The sequence below is a fragment of the Tunicatimonas pelagia genome, assembly GCF_030506325.1.
Classification (GTDB): Bacteria; Bacteroidota; Bacteroidia; order Cytophagales; family Cyclobacteriaceae; genus Tunicatimonas; species Tunicatimonas pelagia.
Genome location: NZ_CP120683.1, coordinates 2824280 through 2843841, shown reverse-complemented (window position 1 = coordinate 2843841; position 19562 = coordinate 2824280). Strand labels below are relative to the sequence as shown.

Genomic DNA, 19562 nt, shown 5'->3' with positions numbered 1-19562 from the left:
TCATGAAGGAATTAGAAGCTATAGCGTCGCAGGAGGTTGACTGGTCGGGGTATGCATTTGATGATGTCTTGCGGGCTTTTTTGAATACATCATTTTATCGTCAATTATCAGTTGCTGCTTGGCGGTTACCCAATCAGCGGGCGCAACACGTAATTTTAGACACTTCGGGAGAAGCCTCTCTAACCGAGTGGCAACTGGAAGAACTTACCCCGGGTTTTATTGCTAGCCCGTTTATAAATCCCGAGGAGAAGTCACCCTACATCCGGGCGGATATTTATTATCGATCAGGGAAATCGGAGTGTGAAGCAGTTTGTGGTTCAAATCAGGCGACTGAAGTTCACACCTTCTTGCATCAGCAGTTAAAAAAACAGCAGTCGGCTCAAGTCCATACGGTTCCTTTAGACGCTTCATTTTCTAGTTTAGAAGCAACTACGTTTAATAACATGGTGGCGGAGGCAGTTGAAGCCATTGAACGAGGTGATTTTAAGAAAGTAGTACCATCCCGCTCCAAGCTAGTTCCTTTGCCGGATAATTTTGATGCAGCCCGCACCTTTCAGCAGCTTTGCGATACTTACCCCACTGCTTTCGTCTCCTTGTTTTCCATTCCGGGAGTAGGAACCTGGATGGGAGCTTCACCTGAAATACTGGTGAGTATCTCCTCGAAAAAGAATCGTAAAACGTTCCGAACCGTTGCGCTAGCGGGAACTCAGTCCGTGCAAGGAGAAAATCCGCTAAAGAATGCTGCCTGGCGACAAAAGGAGATTGAGGAGCAAGCAATGGTCAGTCGATACATCATCAATTGTTTTAAAAGAATCCGGCTGCGGGAGTTTGAAGAGGACGGTCCCAAAACTACGGCGGCGGGTAATTTACTGCACCTTCGCACCGATTTTACGGTGGATATGGAAGCTACCAATTTTCCCGAACTGGGTTCGGTAATGCTTAAGCTACTGCATCCCACTTCAGCGGTCTGCGGTATGCCCAAAGCATCTGCCCTAGATTTTATTCAGCAATACGAAGGCTATGATCGTTCATTTTTTAGCGGCTTTCTAGGTCCGGTAAATATGCAGGAAGAAACTCATCTGTTCGTCAACCTTCGTTGTATGCAACTGCTCGATCAGCGAGCTGCCTTGTACGCCGGAGCTGGGGTTACTATTGACTCTGAACCGGAGCGAGAGTGGAAAGAAACCGAAATGAAGATGCGAACGATACAGCAAATAATGACGAATGAATAATGGATGAATGTCTTTATTCATTAATCATCGTAATGCTTTCCGGTTGTAGTTTTCCAGTATAGTAATCTAAAGCGGTTTTTTGAAATATAAGCTGGTAATTAGCTTGTGCTTGGGTAGCCTGAGCTTCTACATAAGCAGCATTGACTTGATTTAGATCCAGAACATTGCCTACACCTAATCGGAACCGTTCTCGCTCAGCTTCTAAGGCTTTCTCAGCAGCCTTTACCTGAGCTTCCGCTGCAATAATTCGTTGTTTAGCTGCTTTGTAATCAGCTACTGCAGTCTGTAACAGTTCAAATGTATTACGTTTTAAATCTTCAAGCCCTAACTCCGCATTATGCATTAGTTGCTTGTTACGCTGCACTGCGACATAGTTATCTAAATTACTAAAAATGGGAATATTTAGGTTGAGTCGTATCACACTTACTCGATTGATATCAAATATTTGGTCGGTAAATGTGCTATCAAATAAGGTAGAATATTGTGATCCAATAGAGTAACTAGCGGTAAGTCGAGGTATATACCCTGAACGAGCGACTTTCATGCCGTATTGATTAGCTTGAATTACATTCTCTTGCTGCTTAATATCATTGCGGTTAGCAATGGCTTGATTGTAAGCCTCTTCAATATTAATATCCTTAGAAAGAATTTCCCATTGATTAATATCCGGTTCAGCAAACGCCCATTCGGCCAAAGGATCAATCTGAAGTAAGCGAATTAGTTGCACTTTACTAATCGTTAGTGCATTTTCGGCTTCTACTACCAGCAGAGCTATTCGCTTAACTTCAGACTCCTGATTATATAGGTCTGCAATATTGAATTGAGCACCACTTTCTACGAAAGTGCGAGTACTCTCCAACAACTCTTCCTGTTGCTCCAAGTTAGCTTGCTGTATGCGAAGCAACTCTTGGTCAAGCAGCACTTGCAAATACTGTTGAGAGACATCAAATGTAACATCTTGTTTAGTCTGGTTAATTAGGTTAAGTTGCGCTTCAGCGCTTTTCCGTGACTGGCGGAGTTGATTAATATTTCTGAAACCGTTAAACAGCGTTAAGGATGCTCCGATTCCTGGATCCAGTCGATTATTAATCTCTTCTGTAAATCTCCCGGTAGTGTTATCAAATTGCCGACCGTATATCCGGGTTCCACTCGCTTCAAATCCGATAGAAGGGGCAAACTGAGCGTAAGCTTGAGCACGTTCGGCTCGGTTTACCTCTAGCAAGTTACGTTGCTGCTGAATTTGAATATTCTCCCGCAGGGCGATGCTTACGGCTTCTTCGTAGGTCAACGTATTATCTTCCTGCGCCCAAGCAGAAAGGTTACCGAGTATGGTTAGAAAAAGTAGTGGTAATACTAGTCGTTTCATATTATGCGTTCTGTTCTTCTTTCTGAATTTGTTCATCGCTTTGAATCGCGCCATCAACAATATTGACAATGCGGTCGCCGTAGCCAGCGCATTCCTCCGAGTGGGTAACTTGGATGATGGTCATGCCTTCGGTATTAAGCTGCTTGAACAGCTCCATCACCTGTCGCCCTTGTTCGGAGTGTAGGTTTCCGGTCGGTTCATCAGCTAATAGAAGTTTTGGCTTTCCCGCAATGGCGCGGGCTACTCCTACCAGTTGCTGCTGCCCGCCCGAAAGCTGCTCAGGAAATAAGTCCTTCTTAGCTACCATCTGAAAGCGATCAAGCAGTTCGGCCACGCGGGCTTTGCGTTCCTTGCCCTTCATATTTTGGTAGAGCAGTGGTGTTTCAATGTTTTCAAAAACGGTTAGTTCATCAATCAAGTGGTAGGCTTGAAATACGTAACCAATGGTGTGTTTTTGCAACTCGCTGCGTTGGCGTTCCCGTAGTTTATGCACCGGTTGGTCGCGCAAGTAGTACTCTCCGGCTGAAGGTGGATCGAGTAACCCAATGATGTTGAGTAAGGTAGATTTTCCGGCACCACTGGGACCCATAATAGTCATAAACTCGCCTTCTTCTACTTCCAGGTCAATACCTTTGAGGATAAACGTTTTCTTGAATCGGGACTGGACAAATTTGTCTACATCGATAAGTTTGAGCATAGTATAATAATTATAAAGATGTCAGTTAATAGTAGTTATCAAAGATGTTTCGCCAATCTCACATCGAGGTAGTGGCAAAAGTTGGTGTAGTATATTGAGTGTATATCTAACTACAATTGTGGTATGCCAACAAATATGCCAAGCCCTAATTAAGCGTTTAGACGTAATAATAGCGGTTTTACCCCGTTTTAACCGTCCGCTTTTGAAATGAAGGTGTACGGAAACGAACACACCAGCTACAGGCGGGTATTAGCTGGATAATGTAGTTTATGGCTGCTTCAGCAGCTATGTAATGAATCGTGCTGTTGTGTTATTGAATTATTCTAAGGATACTGTTACTTTTGAAATAAAAACAGTGTTATGAAGAAGAAAATCTTGACAATTGCTATGGGCGCAATGATTTTTTCCCTAACGGGTTGCTATACGCAAATGTGCCCTACGTACTCAGTAAAGCCGATGGAGAAGCCAGCAAAGCAAGTAGCAAAACAGTTAGAAAACTCATTGGAGAAAGCCTCTTGAAGCAAAGAACAGAACAGTGTGTGAATAAGCAGCCAATGGGTTGCTTTTTTTGTGACTATGCATTCACACCCGAGATCATTTAGTTCTGATAGCGCGTGTAGTCTTTATTAGAAGGGCAATTTTTGCTACTATTTTTTTAAGTACTTAAAGGTATCTACCATCTCGTACTTAGGGCTTCGACTAAAAAAGTCTCGGAAAAACGCAGTATGACTAGCTCCCATAAGGATGAAAACCCTATCTTCTTTAGTCAGAGGAAGTCGATTAAGGTTAGAGTACATTCTAAGATTTCGCTGATAATATTTTGCGGCTTCATCGGCTCCTTCAAAACCGTCTTCTGTTCCGGCGTAGGCCAAAATATCTGCATTGATCGTTATCAAGAAATCTAGGAACTTTTCGTGGTTAAGCATATTGAGTTTATCAAATAACGGAAGACTATCCAGCTCTACGTCTATTTCAGGAGTTGTTGAAAAGGGGTTTTCGTAGTACTCCCTTACCGTTGTAGAATCAATTGCATTATCTATCTCTCTAGCTACTCGGTAGTTGTAATTCATTTTATGATCAATACCGTATATTTTGGTCGCCCCCGAAAGCCGCCCAACTTCGTAAGCAAGCAATTCAATTTCTGACGGGTTCTCGAAAACCCTCTTAGGGTTATCTACATATTGGCCGTATTCGCCCTGTAACTCTTCATTATCTGGGGGTACTTCTACCACGATTACGGTCGGCTGAAACTCCGCAAGATTTTTGGCTATCTTCCGTACCTTTCTCTGGTTCTCTTGATTCTGCTCGTCGAATTCAGTCGTATTTTCATCAGGTGTAAATCCCATATGAAACGTACCAAAGTTTAGCACTGCAATCTTATTATTGTCAGGTTGCTGAACAGGTACCTGATTCTGAGCTTCCATATAGTTGTACGAAAACAAAATCAATATAGCTACTAGAAGAATGATCTTTATTTTTTCCACATTTCTCATTTCGTCTTTTACATCTGTAAAGTAAACGTAGTTCCCTGCCCTACCTCTGAAGTTGCGGTAAGGTTGCCTTGGTGCATTTGCATGATGCGTTGGGAGAGGCTTAGGCCAATGCCGGAACCATCGCGCTTTGTAGTGTAAAATGGAATAAAGATTCTTTCCAGAGCTTCGGGTTCAATGCCTGATCCATTGTCGGTAACATCCACAAATACCCGCTGCTCTTGGTCAGCGTGAGCTACTATTTTGATGGTGGGTTCTTCGGTTTCATCCAGTGCTTCAGCCGCATTTTTTAGAATATTAATCAATACCATTTCAATCAACTTACTGTCAATCCGGACAATCAGGTTATCGGGCACTGTTACTTCAATAGCCACTCGGTCGCGAGCCACTCCAGCCTGAATCAGTTTCACTACTTCTTCAATTACGTTTTTGAGCTTCACCCGCTCAAAGTCCGGTTGGGGAATATTGGTGAAATTACGGTAGGCTTCCACGAAAGTCACCAACCCTTTGCTCCGGTTCTCAATCGTTCGCAGGCTCATGTTGATATCATCGTAAGCTTCCTGATCAAATAGCATAGAACCATTTTGACGCTCTACATCCTCCTGAATAATATCAATCGCGGTACCCGCTAAAGAAGCAATTGGTGTAATGGAGTTCATGATTTCGTGACGAAGCACTTTAGTCAAATTCTGCCAAGCCTCAATCTCTTGCTGCTGTAATTCCGATAATATATTCTGGATAGAGACGAGTTTGTAGGTGCTACCCCGTAGGCGAAGTTCGGTAGCATTGATGGATAAATGAAGATCGACACTGGGCTTAATCAGGGTTTTAGTGCCGGTAGGTAGTTTAAGAATGAGGTCGTATAGTTCGGGATTAATTTTAGAAAGCTCCCGAATCTTAGTCATTTGGTGGGCCTTCAAATACCGTCGGGCGGTATTGTTCAGTAGTTCAATATTGCCAGATTCATCGTAGGATAGCAACCCAACGTTCACGTGCTGTACTACTGTTTTTAAGTATTGCCAATGTTCTTCTTTCTCAGCCCGAGCCTTACGAAAAGCATCGAATACTTCGTTGAACATCCGGTTCAGGTTGCGAAAGCTTTCGCCTAGTTGGCTATCTTTATTAAAACCAGCGGTAAAATCAGAGTACTTAACAGCTTCTAGAAAACGGGTTAGCTTACGGTTCGCTTCCAGCACATACTGATACAGCTCGTAAATCTGGTAGATGACTAGTAAGGAAATGATGACTCCACTTACGTATCGTTCGGTATGAAACACGAAGTAAAGACATAATAACATGCTAGCTGCCAGTAGTATAATACGAACTAGCAGCGTCCACTCAAATCGGTTAAATATCATATTTTTCTAGCCTCCGGTACAGCGAAGCCCGCGTTAAGCCCAGGTCTCCGGCTGCCTTGGAAATATTACCGCCGTGCTTTTTCAACACTTTGCGGATTAAGAGCTTTTCCACTTCTTCCAAATCGTACTTTTCCAGATGTAGTTCATCCTGGTCTTTGCCTTGTCGGGCGTTATCGGCATTGAAGAAGAAGTCTTCCGGTTGCAAGGTAGGTTTATTGCTGAGAATTACCGCCCGCTCTACTGAATGCTGTAACTCTCGCACATTACCCGGCCAGTGGTATTTTTGCATTCGCTTAATAGCACTGGCACTAATAGAGTGAATAGGTTTGTTGTACTTTTTAGCATACATACTCAGGAAATGAGTAGTTAAGGGTTCCAAATCCTCGGCTCGTTCCCGCAAAGGAGGTAAATTAATTTCTATGGTATTAATACGATAGAGCAAGTCCTGCCGAAATTCGCTGTTTTGCACCATCTCGTAAAGAGGCATGTTGGTAGCGCAGACAAAGCGGACATCCACATCAATTACTTTGTTAGAACCTACCGGAGTGATGCGTTTATTTTGAAGAGCGGTAAGCAGTTTGGCCTGCAAAGGGAGTGAAAGGTTGCCGATTTCATCTAAGAACAACGTACCTTCCGAAGCAGCTTCAAAGCGGCCTACCCGATCTTGCTTGGCATCAGTAAAGGAGCCTTTCATATGTCCGAATAGCTCACTTTCAAACAGAGATTCAGTAACCGCTCCTAAGTCTACATTAATAAATACATTATTTGTCCGTTGTGAGCGACGGTGAATAGCCCGGGCAATCACTTCTTTTCCGGTTCCGTTTTCACCCAAAATCAGTACGTTGGCATCGGTGCTGGCTACTTGTTCAATCGTCTCGAACACCCGTTGCATTGCCGGACTGCTACCGATAACATCCTGGAATTTATTGTTAAGATCGGCGGTAAGAATTTCCTGCTGAGAGCGTAACTGATTCACTTCTGATTTGGTAGCGCGCAATCGTAGAGCGGCCATTACTGTAGCGAGTAGCTTTTCGTTATTCCAAGGTTTGAGCACAAAGTCGGTAGCACCTTCTTTAATTGCCCGCACCGCCATATCAACATCTCCGTAGGCCGTAATAAGAATCACTACCGCCGAAGGGTCTTTTTCCAGAATTTGATCCAGCCAGAAGTAGCCCTCCTTTCCGCTACTCACATCTTTGGTGAAGTTCATATCCAGCAAAATCACATCGTACTGTTCATTGCTGATGGTGGCAGGAATGGCTCCCGGGTTCTTTTCAGTATCTACCTGAAGGAAATGACGCTTTAGGAAAATCTTAGCCGCTTGCAATACATCCTCGTTGTCGTCTACAATTAAGATTTTACCAGTTTTATTAACAGTTCTGCTCATAGTATAGAATGATTGATGAATGGTGAATAATGAATAATTGACTTCAGATAATCAGTTATAGCATAACTGGTTGATTATCCGTAGTTCATTAATCATCATTCATTATTTGTTTGCCAAAGATTGTACCTAATAAATAGAGGAATAGGCTAAGCAACTATCTGCAAAGGCTGAAAACCAAGCATACGTAACGGAATTCAACCTTTTCTACCTATAAATACACTTTAAGAATTCAAATATAAGTGTCCGGTTTCGAACTGGCAACGTACAGAAGCGTACAAAGGATGTCCATTTCCGTACACTTCCTCCTGGCTAAAAGGGCTAAATAGAGGGGTTGAGCACAGTTTTTAGTTTTGGCACAGTGTTCGTAACTCTCATGATCGAGCTACTACAGCCACCTAAAATTAATTGAAATTACACCGCCAAGATTCAGACAAGCTATGGGAATGGACCGAAAAATAAAAAAGAAAACATGGACAACCGGACGTATACTCGGGATTGGTCTCGGGTTGATCTTCGTGTCGTTCATTCTATACAGTTTTCTTTTTGCCGACAACCGATCTAAGTTAAATGTAGACGAAGAAAAAATTACCGTTTCTACCGTTAAGCAAGATATTTTTCAAGAGCGTATTCCGGAAACTGGAATTGTAATGCCGAGCCAAACAATTTACATGGATGCTATTGAAGGTGGGGTGATTGAAAAAATTGTATTAGAATCAGGGGCATTGGTAGATGAAGGTGATACGATTATGATACTAGATAACTCAGCACTTCGGCTAGATGTGATGAATCGCGAGGGACAGTTCTACGAGCAACTTAGTTTATTGCGTAATAACCGACTGCAACTTGACCAGAATGACTTAAACCAAAAAGGATCAATAGCCCAAATTGATTACCAGTTACAACTTCTAGCTCCCCAGTATAAGCGGTTTAAAGAACTAGCTAGTAAAAAGTTAATTTCTCAACGGGAGTTGGAGGAAGTGGAAGAACAATTTGAGTATAATAAGCGCCTGAAAGACCTTACGTACCGATCGTATCAAGCAGATTCGATGGCACGGGACAATCAGTTACGGCAAATTAACCGATCGGAAGATCGAATATTACGCAGCCTGGAGGCAGTAAATAAGATTTTGGATAACCTAGTTGTTACTGCCCCTACCGATGGCTTACTAACTACTCCCGACTGGGAGCCTGGTCAATCAATTACGCCTGGTGAGCGATTAGGGCAAGTGGCGCTGCTGGATAGCTATAAAGTTCGTGTGGCTATTGATGAACTCTACCTACCCCGCATTGATGTAGGGCAACAAGGAACATTTAATTTCGCGGGTGGCGATTATCGCCTGGAGATTTATAAAAAGTATCCGACAGTAAGCGAAGGTAACTTTGAAGTAGATATGAAATTTGTGGGCGAAGTACCCAGCGGTATTCGTCGTGGACAATCGCTACGCATTCGGTTAGAACTAGGTAGTTCAGAGGAGGCGATGCTGCTCGCTACGGGCGGATTCTTTCGCGACACTGGTGGTAACTGGGTATTTGTACTGAACAATGATGGCTCAAGAGCCTACAAACGCGATATTCGCCTGGGCCGTAAGAATCCCGAAAACTACGAAGTGCTAGAAGGCTTAGAACCGGGCGAGAAGGTAATTACATCGTCGTATGAGAATTTTGGGGATAATGAAGTCTTAGTATTTTAACGGAGCCCGGACACCGGAGTCCGAAGACCGGAAAATGTAGTTGGGGAGATATGATAAAGAGGTTTGAGGATTTGGATGTTTGGCAGGAGGGATTCAAGTTATCGGTGGTCTTATGTAGAGAATTAAGAGATAGTAGAAATTTCGGACTACGTGATCAGATTCAGCGATCAGCAATTTCAATGCCTTCTAATATCGCCGAAGGATTTGAGCGAAAATCTAATAAGGAATTTATACAGTATCTGCATATCGCTCAAGGGTCGTGTGCAGAATTGAGAACTCAGCTTATGATTGCTAAAGAAGCACAGCTAATTGAACTAAGAAATATAGATGAATCAATAGAACGAACTTGCAAAATCTCAGCCATGCTACATAAATTAATTCAAACCAGAAAAACTAAATTCTAACCGGATTGTGTAACCCCGGTCTCCCGTCTCCGGATTCCGGTCCCGGCGGGTAACCGCTCCAAATCCCAGTCCTTAAAATCTAAAACCGAAAATTCTATGATTCGCACAAACAACTTAAAGAAAGTATTTATCTCGGATGAGGTAGAAACCACCGCACTGAACGACATCAATATTGAGATCAAGTCGGGAGAGTTCGTCGCTATTATGGGTCCTTCTGGCTGTGGTAAATCTACTTTGCTCAACATCTTAGGACTACTCGACAACCCCTCTTCCGGTGAGTACCACTTTATGGATCACGAGGTGGGTAACTACTCCGAGCGGCAGCGGGCTCAACTAAGAAAAGGAAACATTGGTTTTGTATTTCAGAGCTTTAACCTGATTGATGAACTGACCGTTTTCGAAAACGTAGAATTGCCACTGTTATATTTGAAAGTACCTTCGGCGGAGCGGGAAAAGAAAGTAAATGCTGCCCTAGAGCATATGAACATTATGCACCGTCGTAATCACTTTCCGCAGCAGCTATCGGGTGGTCAGCAGCAGCGTGTGGCTATTGCCCGAGCGGTAGTTGCCAACCCTAACTTTATACTGGCGGATGAGCCGACGGGTAACTTAGACTCTACCAACGGAGAGGAAGTAATGAACCTGTTATCAGAACTTAACAAAGCTGGAACCACCATTGCGATGGTAACACACTCCCCCCACGATGCTACCTACGCCAACCGAGTGATTAATTTATTCGACGGTATGATCGTAACCGAAAACATTAAAGAGAAATTTCACGTGTAAACTTTTGATAAGTAGTTTGTAGAACTGAAAAGCGGCGACCCTCACTTCGTAGATAGGGTGCCGCTTTTTTGTTTTTGAGCTCACAATCGCACTTTGTTTATCTGTACGGAAGAGAGACCGTACTTCTCTCTTAGCTGTGGAATAACCATTGCAATTATTGATGTGCTAAAACAAACGATAACTACCGCTACGGTTGAAGCGGGAAAGATCGTAGGCAGGCATTTCCCGACCGTATAAGTATTTCCGCTTGGCGATTTTAAATAACTGAGCGATATGATCGGAGATAGGTCCCTCTCCTACCATGCGTCGTCCCCACAGACTATCGTGTACCGCGCCACCATGTAGTTCCTGAATTTGCTTCCAAACTTTAGTGGCTCGGTCAGGAAAGTTTTTGACAATCCAATCTTTAAATAATGGGCCAATAGCTTTATTTAAACGCACAACGGTATAGCCCACGGACAAAGCTCCGGCATCGGCTACCTGTTGCATGAGTGAGGGAATTTCATGATCGTTTAAGGAAGGAATAATAGGGGCAAGCATAGCTCCGCAGGGAATTCCCGCCTGGGAAAGTGTTTCCAGCGTTTTCAATCGTTTAGTGATGCTGGCGGTGCGGGGTTCCATTTTAGAGCGTAACTCTTCGTTTTGGGTAGTAACGGAGAAGTACACATGAACCAGTTGCTCAGCTGCCAATTCTTTTAGAATAGGTAAATCCCGCTCAATCAAGCGGTTTTTGGTGATGATACCTACCGGATTACCGTATTTCAGACAAACTTGCAGTAGTTGTTGGGTGATTTTTAGCTCTCGCTCTACGGGCTGATAACAGTCAGTGTTTCCTGAGAGGGCAATCGGCACAGCTCGCCAACTACGTCGTTGAAAAGCTTCTTCCAGTAACTTGGGCGCATTAGGCTTGGCGACAATCTTTTGTTCAAAGTCTAGTCCGGCACTAAAGCCCCAGTATTCGTGAGAATTGCGGGCGTAGCAGTAAATACAACCATGCTCACAACCCTGATAAGGGTTTACCGAGTACATCATCCGTAAGTCAGGACTGTCGCTTTTGCTGATGATTTTCTTCGGATGGTCGATAATAATCTGTCGCTGAGGCGGAACGTAATGTTCTTCGTCGATTCCTTCGATGTGTTCCTGAACAGTTTGTTGGTCTAGAAAAGAATTAGCCGGATTGAACTGCGCTCCCCGACCGGAGTGATACGATTGTTGCATTACACTTATGATAAGTAATAAATACTTAAAATAAGTATAAAATGTTTGAAAAAAGAAAAAGTAGTTGAAGAGAGGTGAAGCAAATATCTTCATCCATGCTCTATTCCAGCTTCCTTAATGAGATAAAGTCCGTAATTCCTAATGGTTTCAATGATGGGAATGCAGGTTTTTCCTTTTTCGGTCATGGAATATTCAACCTTGGGAGGTACTACGGCATACACTTCCCGGTGGATGAACCCTTCTGCCTCTAATTCTCGAAGTTGGGTAGTCAGCATTTTGTCGGTAATGTGAGGAATATCTTTTTTTAGCTCACTGTATCGCATTATCCGGCTTTTCAACCTCCAGAGAATCGGTATTTTCCAGATACCCCCAATCTTATCCATCGCAAACTCTACTGGGTTGTAGTAAAGCTTGTTCTTATACATGAATGCAATTGTTAAATAACTCCAACACTGAGGTGTTTCTAGTAGCAGAAGCCGTAGCCAAGTCGGAAGTAATTTTATTGGCTACCCCTGCACCCGCCGCCGTTGAAGTAGCCCAAAGCCTGGGTGATACAAGCGGAAAGGTCATTATTGATGCTATGAATATTGTGATGGAGCGAGGCTCAAAGGGATATTCTAACACCGCTGATGCAGTTTTGACGAATACCCAGTCGGAAGATGTAGTAAAGTGCTTTAACAATACAGGTTACAATAATATGGTTAATCCAGAATACAAGAGCGTAGCTGGCGATATGTTTACCTGCGGCAACAGCGCCCGAGGAAAAAAGGTAGCAGTCCAATTAGCAAAAGATACGGGCTTTGCCGAATGCTATGATATTGGCGGAAATGACAAATTCGAGCTAACCGAGCAATTTGCCTGGTTTTGGATCAACCTAGCTATGGTTCAGGGGCAAGGTCGAGAAATTGGTTTTAAGTTGCTCAAGCGATAATGAAAACAGATCCTATTTACCCGCTTCATGCATTCTTTTGGCGTATAGAGCCGCACCAATAATTCCGGCGTGGTTTCGGGACTCAGCAACTTTTATGGGAATGTCCACAGTAAGATGGTCTTTAAACTTATCAAATTTTTTGCTGATACCTCCACCTAAAATAAAATAGTCAGGAGCCATTACCCGCACCAAATGGTGCAAATAATAATCAAAGCGCTTAGCCCACTCTTTCATAGATAGGTCTTCTCGCTTTCGGGCTGAGTCGGCGGCGTAACGTTCAATCGGGTCGCCATTTTTATAGAGAATATGCCCCAATTCCATATTGGGAATAAGCTCTCCGTTGTAAAAAAGTCCAGTACCCAGTCCGGTACCAATCGTGATCATTAGCACCTTGTCCATCAGACCCTTAGCAGCACCAAATTCTACCTCGGCTACTCCGGCCAAGTCGGCATCATTACCTAAGTAAAATTTCAGGCCATCGCAGTGTTTACTGAATAATTCATCAGCCTGAGTGCCGATCCATTTGTCACTGATATTACCCGCGGTCATGGATTTTCCGTTGATAATCACCGCCGGAAAACTGCACCCTACAAACTCTTTCCACTTAAAGTGCTCTACTATTTCCTTCACCGTTTCAGCCACCGATTTAGGGGTAGCCGGTTTGGGAGTATCTATTCGAAACCGATCCGTAATTAATTCACCTTGTTCAGTATCTACAATGGCGCCTTTAATTCCGGAGCCGCCTACGTCTAATCCTAAAATTTCCATGGCATACTTTTGCTTTACTTGTTAGCTGTCCGGCGAACCCGGTTACTCATGAAGGTTAAAACTACGGTCTGAATGTATTGTTTATAATGATCTTATTGCTGATTTGAGTATTGGTCGTAAGAGCCTTCGGTAACTTCTTTTACGGCTTGCAGATATTCAAATCCGTATTTCCGATCAGGGAGTAGATATCCTCCTTCTATCCACTCGTTCCATGAGAAGATAGTGATTAGCTTTGCTTGATCGGGATGGTCATCGCAGTATTCTTTGGCTTCTTGAAGGTAGGCAGCAAAGCTTTCCGGTGACTTATTATAGCGTACTATATCTTTCTCTCCCTTAGCCGGAAAACGGGGAGTATCGTCCCACCCGATGGAAGCGTTGGGGAACAGCGGCACTTTGAGTTGTTCAGCCCAAGCATTTCTCCTCTCAATGGCTTTAGCTCCCCATTTCAGATAGTCTTGTTCTTTCATCCACCCCCAATTATACTGAGTGGCGCTATTGAAATTCAGGGCTTCCACTGTTTCTGCTGCGTTCTGATTGGGATTACCAAAGAGTATTGCCTGAAGGTGAAGTCCCGGAAAACCCGCTGCTATGGTCTGCTCTCTGAAATAGTTGAGCGCGTCTTGAGTTGCTTCCAATCCACCCAGCCCTTCCGTCAGGTTAGTAAGGCTAAAGATGGAAAAGACTGGCATACTGTCGATTTTATGATAGTTGGGTTGACTGAAATACTGAGTAATCACTCTATCAACTACAATTTTAAAGTTCTTTAGATCTACCGCGCCATCCCAAAGTAGTGTATCTACATCCGGGTACTTATGCACGTTCCAGTAATTTTGCTTTACATCGTGGTTGGCCCACATCAGGTAGAAATCTATTTTCTCGCGATTGGGAGCTTTCAAAAATCCATTATTAAGCGAGCTTTCCAGAAATGGACCTTCGTCGAACCAGTACCAGTCAAAAATAAAGGTATTCACCCCGTGATCGGTAGCGGCATCAATCCACTTTTCCATCACCTGAGGATTATCATCCATTTCGTAGCCCCATAGCGGAGCTTTGGGTTGGTAGTGCCCGTTAAAGCGCGCTGTTCCTTTTTTAATAACTTCCCACTCGCCGGTTCCTTCCGGCCAAAGCATATCGCCAAAGCGTTCATCATGGTGGCACGAGGGCCATACGTAGGCAGCGACGGTATATTCACTGCTGACTGATTGAACTACGGTAGTATCTTCTGCTACATTTTTTTCAGCTTCGGTGCAGAACGCTAAAAGCCAGCTAGTAGCAACGATGCCAAGTAATAAGAATATTTTACGCATGACGGATAGGCTTATTCGTTGTTATTTTTTTCCATAAGTTCTTTAATTCCATCCAGAACCCAGGGCATTAGCTCAGAAACGGTAGGATGAACTAAGACTACTTTTCGGTAGTGGCGGCACGGAATGTTGGAGTGCATAATGGTGGCGAACATATTGACGATCTCATCTCCGCCTACTCCTAAAATAGAAGCTCCTAACACCAAATCGGTTTCAGCATCTACCAGCAGTTTAGCAAAGCCTTTGGTTTCGCCCATTTCTTTAGCCCGGCTTATTTTACTCATGGATCGGGTAGCTTTTAGTACGCGCTTTCCTTTCTTTACTGCTTCTTTTTCGGTCATACCGACTCGGCCCAGCGGCGGATCGGTAAATAATCCGTAAATCGTGTTTCTAACATCAAGCGTTCTGTCTCCGTCGAAGAGTTTGTCCAGAACAATCTCGGCATCATTCACCGCTGTGTGGGTAAACCCGCCGTGCCCATTTACATCTCCCACAGCGTAGACTCCTTTGACGACAGTTTCGCAGTATTGATCTACTTCAATATGTCCGCGATCGTTGGTTTTTATTCCGGTATTCTCCAGGGCTAGCGTGTCGCTATTGGGAATCCTTCCGGCTGCTACTAAAACCTGATCACCAATCAATAGCTTGGGTTCTCCGTCCACTTCAATCTCAATTTCTTTTTGATCGCCTTTTGGAGTGATTTTTATAGTATTAGCATTACAGTAAATATTGATGCCTTCTTCTTCCAGAAATTCTTTCACTGTATCCGCCACATCTTCGTCCTCCCGGGGCATTAGTTGGCTTCCCCGCTGAATGATACTGACCTTAGCTCCAAACCGCCTGAACACTTGAGCAAACTCAACGCCGATGTATCCACCACCAATAATTAGCAGATGCTCCGGTACGTTTTCAAGATCCAGTAAGCGGGCACTATCCAGCCAGTGTACATCATCTAAGCCCGGAATGGGCGGAGCCGAAGGCCGAGTTCCTACGTTGATATAAATATTATCAGCCGTATAAGTCTGACCGTCTACTTCTACCTGCTTATCGCCAGTGAACTTAGCAGTACCGAATATTAGATCGACGTTGGATGTATTTTCCATCCAAGATTTTAAACCATCGCTACCGCTGTTTCGGATACTGTTCATCCGCTCTCTTACCTTGCCGTAATCAAGCTTGAGATTCTCAGCCTGGAAGCCGTAAAAATCGCCCCGATTAGCCTGATGCCAAGCTTTGGCCGAGGCTACTAATGTTTTGGTAGGCGTACAACCGTAGTTCACACAACTGCCCCCCACTTTGTTGGCTTCAATAACCCCGATAGCCGTTTCGGTAGGAATTAGCTTGCCAAGTAAAGTCCCGGTAGCCTGTCCGGTTCCGATAATGAGATGAGCGAAGTGTTTCATGGTTTTATGGGTTCTGGTGTTTTGCTAATGGTTTCGTGTATGAGTAGTAGCAGGATTTAGTACTTAACTTAGCAAGTACAAACCAAACTGAAAATATGCAAGGGTTTTCAGAAGTAGGCGAGAACAGGCAATTACTTGTAGCTGCTATTGTAAGTAATTTTTATTCGTTCAAAAAATCGTTCATTTCGTCTGGCTTAGGATATTTATTTTTCTGTCTTGCTATTAATATTATTTCTCCCAAATGGAATGACAAATGCGCACTTGAATCTTGAATTAATTTGAGTTTCTCATTTAATTTTAATTCCGATAAATCAAGACTCGATATAACTTTTTCAATTTGTTCTGTTTGATTCTTGAATTCTTCTGTTTTTGTTTTCCATTCGTTCAAATTATTTGGTTTTAATTCGGATATCCAGGATTCAGATTCATTAAAATCAATTTTTGAGTTAATATTATTCAGTTTTTCTATCTGAAATTCTCTCCATATTATCAGATGATTTAGTGTTTGCCATATAGTTTTGGAATGTCCTTCTATTGAAATTCCACTAATTTTAATTGGGATAGTTTCAAAGACTTTGAATGTATCAAATGCGTTTTTAAAAATAAAATTGAAGTTAAGTTTGTCCATCCTCAAATTGCGTACGGTGGTTAGGCTAAAAAGCGTTGATGTCCCGAAGGGTAGCTATGATTTTTTAGCCATTGTTGTAGCCAGTTCTTTTTCTATTTTTTCTATTGTTGGTAGTTTTGTTTTGAGTTCATCCGGAATAGCCTTGTTCAAATCGTATTCCGCAATCCCAATGGGTTGTGTAGTTCCTCTCAGCGCGTATTCAGCAACGATTTCTGATTTTGATTTGCAAAGCAGCAATCCAATAGTAGGGTTGTCTTCTGGCATTTTTAATTGATCATCCACAGCCGAAAGGTATAAGTTCATTTTTCCAGCAAATTCTGCCTTGAACTCAATGGCCTTTAACTCGACTACAACGTAACATTTGAGTTTGATATGGTAAAAAAGAAGATCTACATAAAAGTCTTGGCTGTCCACTTTCAGGGCTACTTGTTGACTACAAACGAGAATCCTGTTCCTAACTCAAGCAAGAATGAGGTAATGTGCTTCACTAGCTGCCGTTCAATGTCGCGTTCTAATACTTTCTCTCCCAAGTCAAGAAAATCCAGTTTGTAGGGGTCCTTCAAAGTGTCTTGGGCCAATTCTGAACGCGGCTCTGGCAATGTTTTGGAAAATTTGTCGTGGCTTTACCAATTCGGTTTATCAATCCACTGTCGATCTGGTGGATTAGGATAGCTCGCGACCAACTATTTTCTATCGTTTTTTGGCAGTAAAACTTTGCTTCTTCAAGTGCAGTAATTTTAGAAATCATGACCTAATAATGACCCCAGGGAATTTGTCCAACAAGTTGCTGGACTTTTTCAAAATCTCTACTTTCCATGGCATAGAACTCGAACCATTTCCGCATAGAGAAAAGATTGGATCAGGAGAAACCTTTCTGATTTGGAAATTCCCTTTTTAGGTCAGTAGAGAGCTTGTCTACAATAGAACTTCCCCAATCGGAGGTGCTCAATTTATCTGATATTGATTTGCCAATTTCCCAATACAGGTAGAGCATTTCAATATTTACTTTGATAGCTGCCTTAATTTGACTCACTCGAATCTTCCCCTTCAGGTCTCTGACCCACTGGGAATACTCCTCGGTACTGGTGATATCTAGATTCATATTCCTATAATTGTGCCCAACGTTTAGTATAAAAAGTCGTTTTAATGCTTTTTATACAGTGTTGTGTGTTCTTTTTTATTCCGAAATATCAATTGTTTCTAAATTCTGTTCAACAATTTGTTTTTCGGTTCTTCTTTCGCTTTCTCTAATGACCATTACCTCAGAAAGCTTTTCAATCAATCCGTTTTCACTTTCTTGAGATATAATTAAATGGATTTTCTTTTCATCTTTTTTTCGATTCTCAATCTCATTTAGGTAAATCCTCAATAATTCAATCCGCCATCTTTTTTCCATTTGCTCAAATTCTTCCATAATTATCAGCGAATTATTCTCCGAAATCCAATCCCAATGAAAATCTAAAATTTGATTTACATTATAACCTTTTGCTTTGTACCAGGGCTCATAAATCTTTTCTTTTTTTATAAAGTCACAGTACTCATCAAACAACTTCATCCTTGAAGGAAATCGAAACACTTCAAAATTTACACCTTGAATTAAGTCATTAATAAACTTTCGTCTTTCGGCTTCGGTTTTTCCGACGATCAGGAGATGCTTTTTATTCAATATGTTCTGAGTTTTTTCAATCATTTTCATTAATGACGCACAACGTAGGTATAAACAAACCTAATTCATTTTGTATAGGTACACAACAGAAAAGGTGCAGTATATCTACACCTTTTTCAGTAAATTCACATATCTGCTTATCAAGTTGTATATGCAAACTTTTAACCTATTTGAGCGACTATTGGCGATTTAATGCTTTAGCCTGGTTACTATTAAAATTTGCTATAGGCTATTCGTTTCCTTTCAGGTAAGGCATAGGTTGCGCAGATTCATAGTGTAGTAAAAATGTTTGGAGAAACATAGACAAAAGAATTGGCTTGTGATTAGGTCGGGTAGTTGCTGATTCTACGATTAAAGAGGGTACGGACAAAAAATTTGCCTTCAGCAACTATCTCTCTATTAGTCAGGCTGTAATTTTGCCAGCAACAATTATAAAAAAGCAGGCTCAAAATCAGTTTCCAACAATAAGAGAATAGGCGTTTATAAGATGTTCTAACTTAAATCGTTCTGCAATAAAAATGCTGTGCTTAGGAAGATAGTCATACTTATAACATTGTTGTTCTGGTTGCTCGATGTAAATGCTCAAGAACGGGGCGGTATGAAACTGAAAATAGAAACTGGTTTTGACCTCGGAAAACCAGGGTTATTCCTTAATGTAGAGCCTAAAGTGCGATCTACAGAAAATACTGTCGTTGGATTGAGATTTGGAGTTGTGGGATATTCCGGGTCAAACAGTATCAGTACAATTAATACTCAGACCATTGGAAATAATACTGGTTTTGAATATACCGTCAATGAAAAATCAGGTAACGGGGTGATTTCGTTTGTGCCGACTTTTGACTATTACTTGAATGAAAACATTCTTTTGAACAAGTATTTTTTTCGTCCCTACTTAGGTTTAGGCGTAGGATACTATTTGTTGGGAACCTACGTAGAAGTTACTCAACTAGATAAAGCAGATTTTTCCAGAGAAGAAATTAGAGGAAGCGTCAGTAATCAAATAGGGGTTTTGGTAAGAGGAGGGGTTGAATTCAATAAGTTAATCATTGGGTTGGAATACAATTTCACTCCAAAAGGTGATATTGAATTACCAAATACCCAAACAATAGGAACCGTTGATTTAAGCTTTATTGGGTTGTCTTTTGGGTACACAATTGGATTTGGGAAAAGCTCAGAGTAGTTGTAAATTTGGTGAGTATGTATCAACGCAATTTGTAAAAAATTACTGCTAAC

The 19562-nt window shown here is 42.2% G+C and carries 20 protein-coding genes and 1 pseudogene; 7 read left to right on the top strand and 14 right to left on the bottom strand.

Translation table 11 applies throughout. From position 1 onward, the window contains the following. Positions 1–2 precede the first annotated feature (2 nt). A complete protein-coding gene (locus tag P0M28_RS12010) occupies positions 3–1232 on the top strand; it encodes a chorismate-binding protein (RefSeq protein ID WP_302210147.1) in 1230 nt (409 codons plus the stop codon). A 13-nt stretch (positions 1233–1245) separates the two neighbouring features. On the opposite strand, the gene P0M28_RS12005 is transcribed toward P0M28_RS12010, so the two are convergent. Further along, positions 1246–2598: a TolC family protein gene (locus P0M28_RS12005; RefSeq protein WP_302210146.1), complete on the bottom strand. Its 1353-nt coding sequence runs from the start codon at positions 2596–2598 to the stop codon at positions 1246–1248. A gap of 1 nt (position 2599) precedes the next feature. Beyond that, a complete protein-coding gene (locus P0M28_RS12000) occupies positions 2600–3295 on the bottom strand; it encodes an ABC transporter ATP-binding protein (RefSeq protein WP_302210145.1) in 696 nt (231 codons plus the stop codon). Positions 3296–3655: 360 nt separating this feature from the next. Between P0M28_RS12000 and P0M28_RS11995 the strand changes: the two genes are divergently transcribed. Beyond that, positions 3656–3814: a hypothetical protein gene (locus P0M28_RS11995; RefSeq protein WP_302210144.1), complete on the top strand. Its 159-nt coding sequence runs from the start codon at positions 3656–3658 to the stop codon at positions 3812–3814. A 128-nt stretch (positions 3815–3942) separates the two neighbouring features. Here P0M28_RS11995 and P0M28_RS11990 read toward each other — a convergent pair whose 3' ends face one another. From P0M28_RS11990 to P0M28_RS11980, 3 genes are all read right to left on the bottom strand, one after another. After that, positions 3943–4719 (bottom strand): DUF5694 domain-containing protein, encoded by a 777-nt coding sequence (locus P0M28_RS11990; protein WP_302210143.1) that lies wholly within the window; start codon positions 4717–4719, stop codon positions 3943–3945. Between the two features lie 77 nt (positions 4720–4796). After that, positions 4797–6143, bottom strand: a complete 1347-nt coding sequence (locus P0M28_RS11985; RefSeq protein ID WP_302210142.1) for a sensor histidine kinase — start codon at positions 6141–6143, stop codon at positions 4797–4799. Further along, positions 6133–7530 (bottom strand): sigma-54-dependent transcriptional regulator, encoded by a 1398-nt coding sequence (locus tag P0M28_RS11980; RefSeq protein WP_302210141.1) that lies wholly within the window; start codon positions 7528–7530, stop codon positions 6133–6135. The genes P0M28_RS11985 and P0M28_RS11980 overlap by 11 nt, the downstream gene beginning before the upstream one ends. 443 nt (positions 7531–7973) lie before the next feature. Here P0M28_RS11980 and P0M28_RS11975 point away from each other — a divergent pair, with 443 nt between their 5' ends. The 3 genes from P0M28_RS11975 (at position 7974) to P0M28_RS11965 (ending at position 10411) form a co-directional block, all read left to right on the top strand. Next, on the top strand, positions 7974–9221 hold the full coding sequence (locus P0M28_RS11975) for an efflux RND transporter periplasmic adaptor subunit (RefSeq protein ID WP_302210140.1): 1248 nt from the start codon (positions 7974–7976) through the stop codon (positions 9219–9221). 50 nt (positions 9222–9271) lie between these two features. Continuing rightward, the gene (locus tag P0M28_RS11970; RefSeq protein ID WP_302210139.1) at positions 9272–9625 is read left to right on the top strand and encodes a four helix bundle protein; all 354 of its coding nucleotides are present in this window, start codon (positions 9272–9274) and stop codon (positions 9623–9625) included. Positions 9626–9721: 96 nt separating this feature from the next. Then, entirely contained in the window at positions 9722–10411 is a 690-nt protein-coding gene (locus P0M28_RS11965) for an ABC transporter ATP-binding protein (RefSeq protein WP_302210138.1), read from the top strand. A gap of 165 nt (positions 10412–10576) precedes the next feature. On the opposite strand, the gene P0M28_RS11960 is transcribed toward P0M28_RS11965, so the two are convergent. Then, entirely contained in the window at positions 10577–11629 is a 1053-nt protein-coding gene (locus P0M28_RS11960; protein WP_302210137.1) for a PA0069 family radical SAM protein, read from the bottom strand. 89 nt (positions 11630–11718) lie between these two features. Continuing rightward, positions 11719–12054 carry a winged helix-turn-helix transcriptional regulator gene (locus P0M28_RS11955; RefSeq protein ID WP_302210136.1) on the bottom strand — a complete coding sequence of 112 codons (336 nt, stop codon included), beginning with the start codon at positions 12052–12054 and terminating at the stop codon, positions 11719–11721. Between the two features lie 32 nt (positions 12055–12086). On the opposite strand from P0M28_RS11955, the gene P0M28_RS11950 reads away from it, so the two are divergent. Beyond that, complete coding sequence (locus P0M28_RS11950) at positions 12087–12560, top strand: NADPH-dependent F420 reductase (protein ID WP_302210135.1); 474 nt, start codon at positions 12087–12089, stop codon at positions 12558–12560. A gap of 12 nt (positions 12561–12572) precedes the next feature. On the opposite strand, the gene ppgK is transcribed toward P0M28_RS11950, so the two are convergent. The 7 genes and pseudogenes from ppgK to P0M28_RS11915 all read right to left on the bottom strand — a co-directional run bounded on the left by ppgK (position 12573) and on the right by P0M28_RS11915 (position 18329). Next, positions 12573–13328, bottom strand: coding sequence for a polyphosphate--glucose phosphotransferase (gene ppgK / locus P0M28_RS11945; protein ID WP_302210134.1), 756 nt, complete (start codon positions 13326–13328; stop codon positions 12573–12575). Positions 13329–13420: 92 nt separating this feature from the next. Further along, a complete protein-coding gene (locus P0M28_RS11940; protein WP_302210133.1) occupies positions 13421–14635 on the bottom strand; it encodes a glycosyltransferase WbsX family protein in 1215 nt (404 codons plus the stop codon). Between the two features lie 11 nt (positions 14636–14646). After that, a complete protein-coding gene (locus P0M28_RS11935) occupies positions 14647–16035 on the bottom strand; it encodes a mercuric reductase (RefSeq protein WP_302210132.1) in 1389 nt (462 codons plus the stop codon). Between the two features lie 160 nt (positions 16036–16195). Then, complete coding sequence (locus P0M28_RS11930) at positions 16196–16663, bottom strand: hypothetical protein (RefSeq protein ID WP_302210131.1); 468 nt, start codon at positions 16661–16663, stop codon at positions 16196–16198. A 54-nt stretch (positions 16664–16717) separates the two neighbouring features. Next, a pseudogene (locus P0M28_RS11925) lies at positions 16718–17193 on the bottom strand (PDDEXK nuclease domain-containing protein). A gap of 329 nt (positions 17194–17522) precedes the next feature. Further along, a complete protein-coding gene (locus P0M28_RS11920) occupies positions 17523–17765 on the bottom strand; it encodes a DUF1016 N-terminal domain-containing protein (protein ID WP_302210130.1) in 243 nt (80 codons plus the stop codon). Positions 17766–17840: 75 nt separating this feature from the next. Then, the gene (locus tag P0M28_RS11915) at positions 17841–18329 is read right to left on the bottom strand and encodes a hypothetical protein (protein WP_302210129.1); all 489 of its coding nucleotides are present in this window, start codon (positions 18327–18329) and stop codon (positions 17841–17843) included. A 598-nt stretch (positions 18330–18927) separates the two neighbouring features. On the opposite strand from P0M28_RS11915, the gene P0M28_RS11910 reads away from it, so the two are divergent. Then, the gene (locus tag P0M28_RS11910) at positions 18928–19509 is read left to right on the top strand and encodes a hypothetical protein (RefSeq protein WP_302210128.1); all 582 of its coding nucleotides are present in this window, start codon (positions 18928–18930) and stop codon (positions 19507–19509) included. Positions 19510–19562 lie beyond the last annotated feature (53 nt).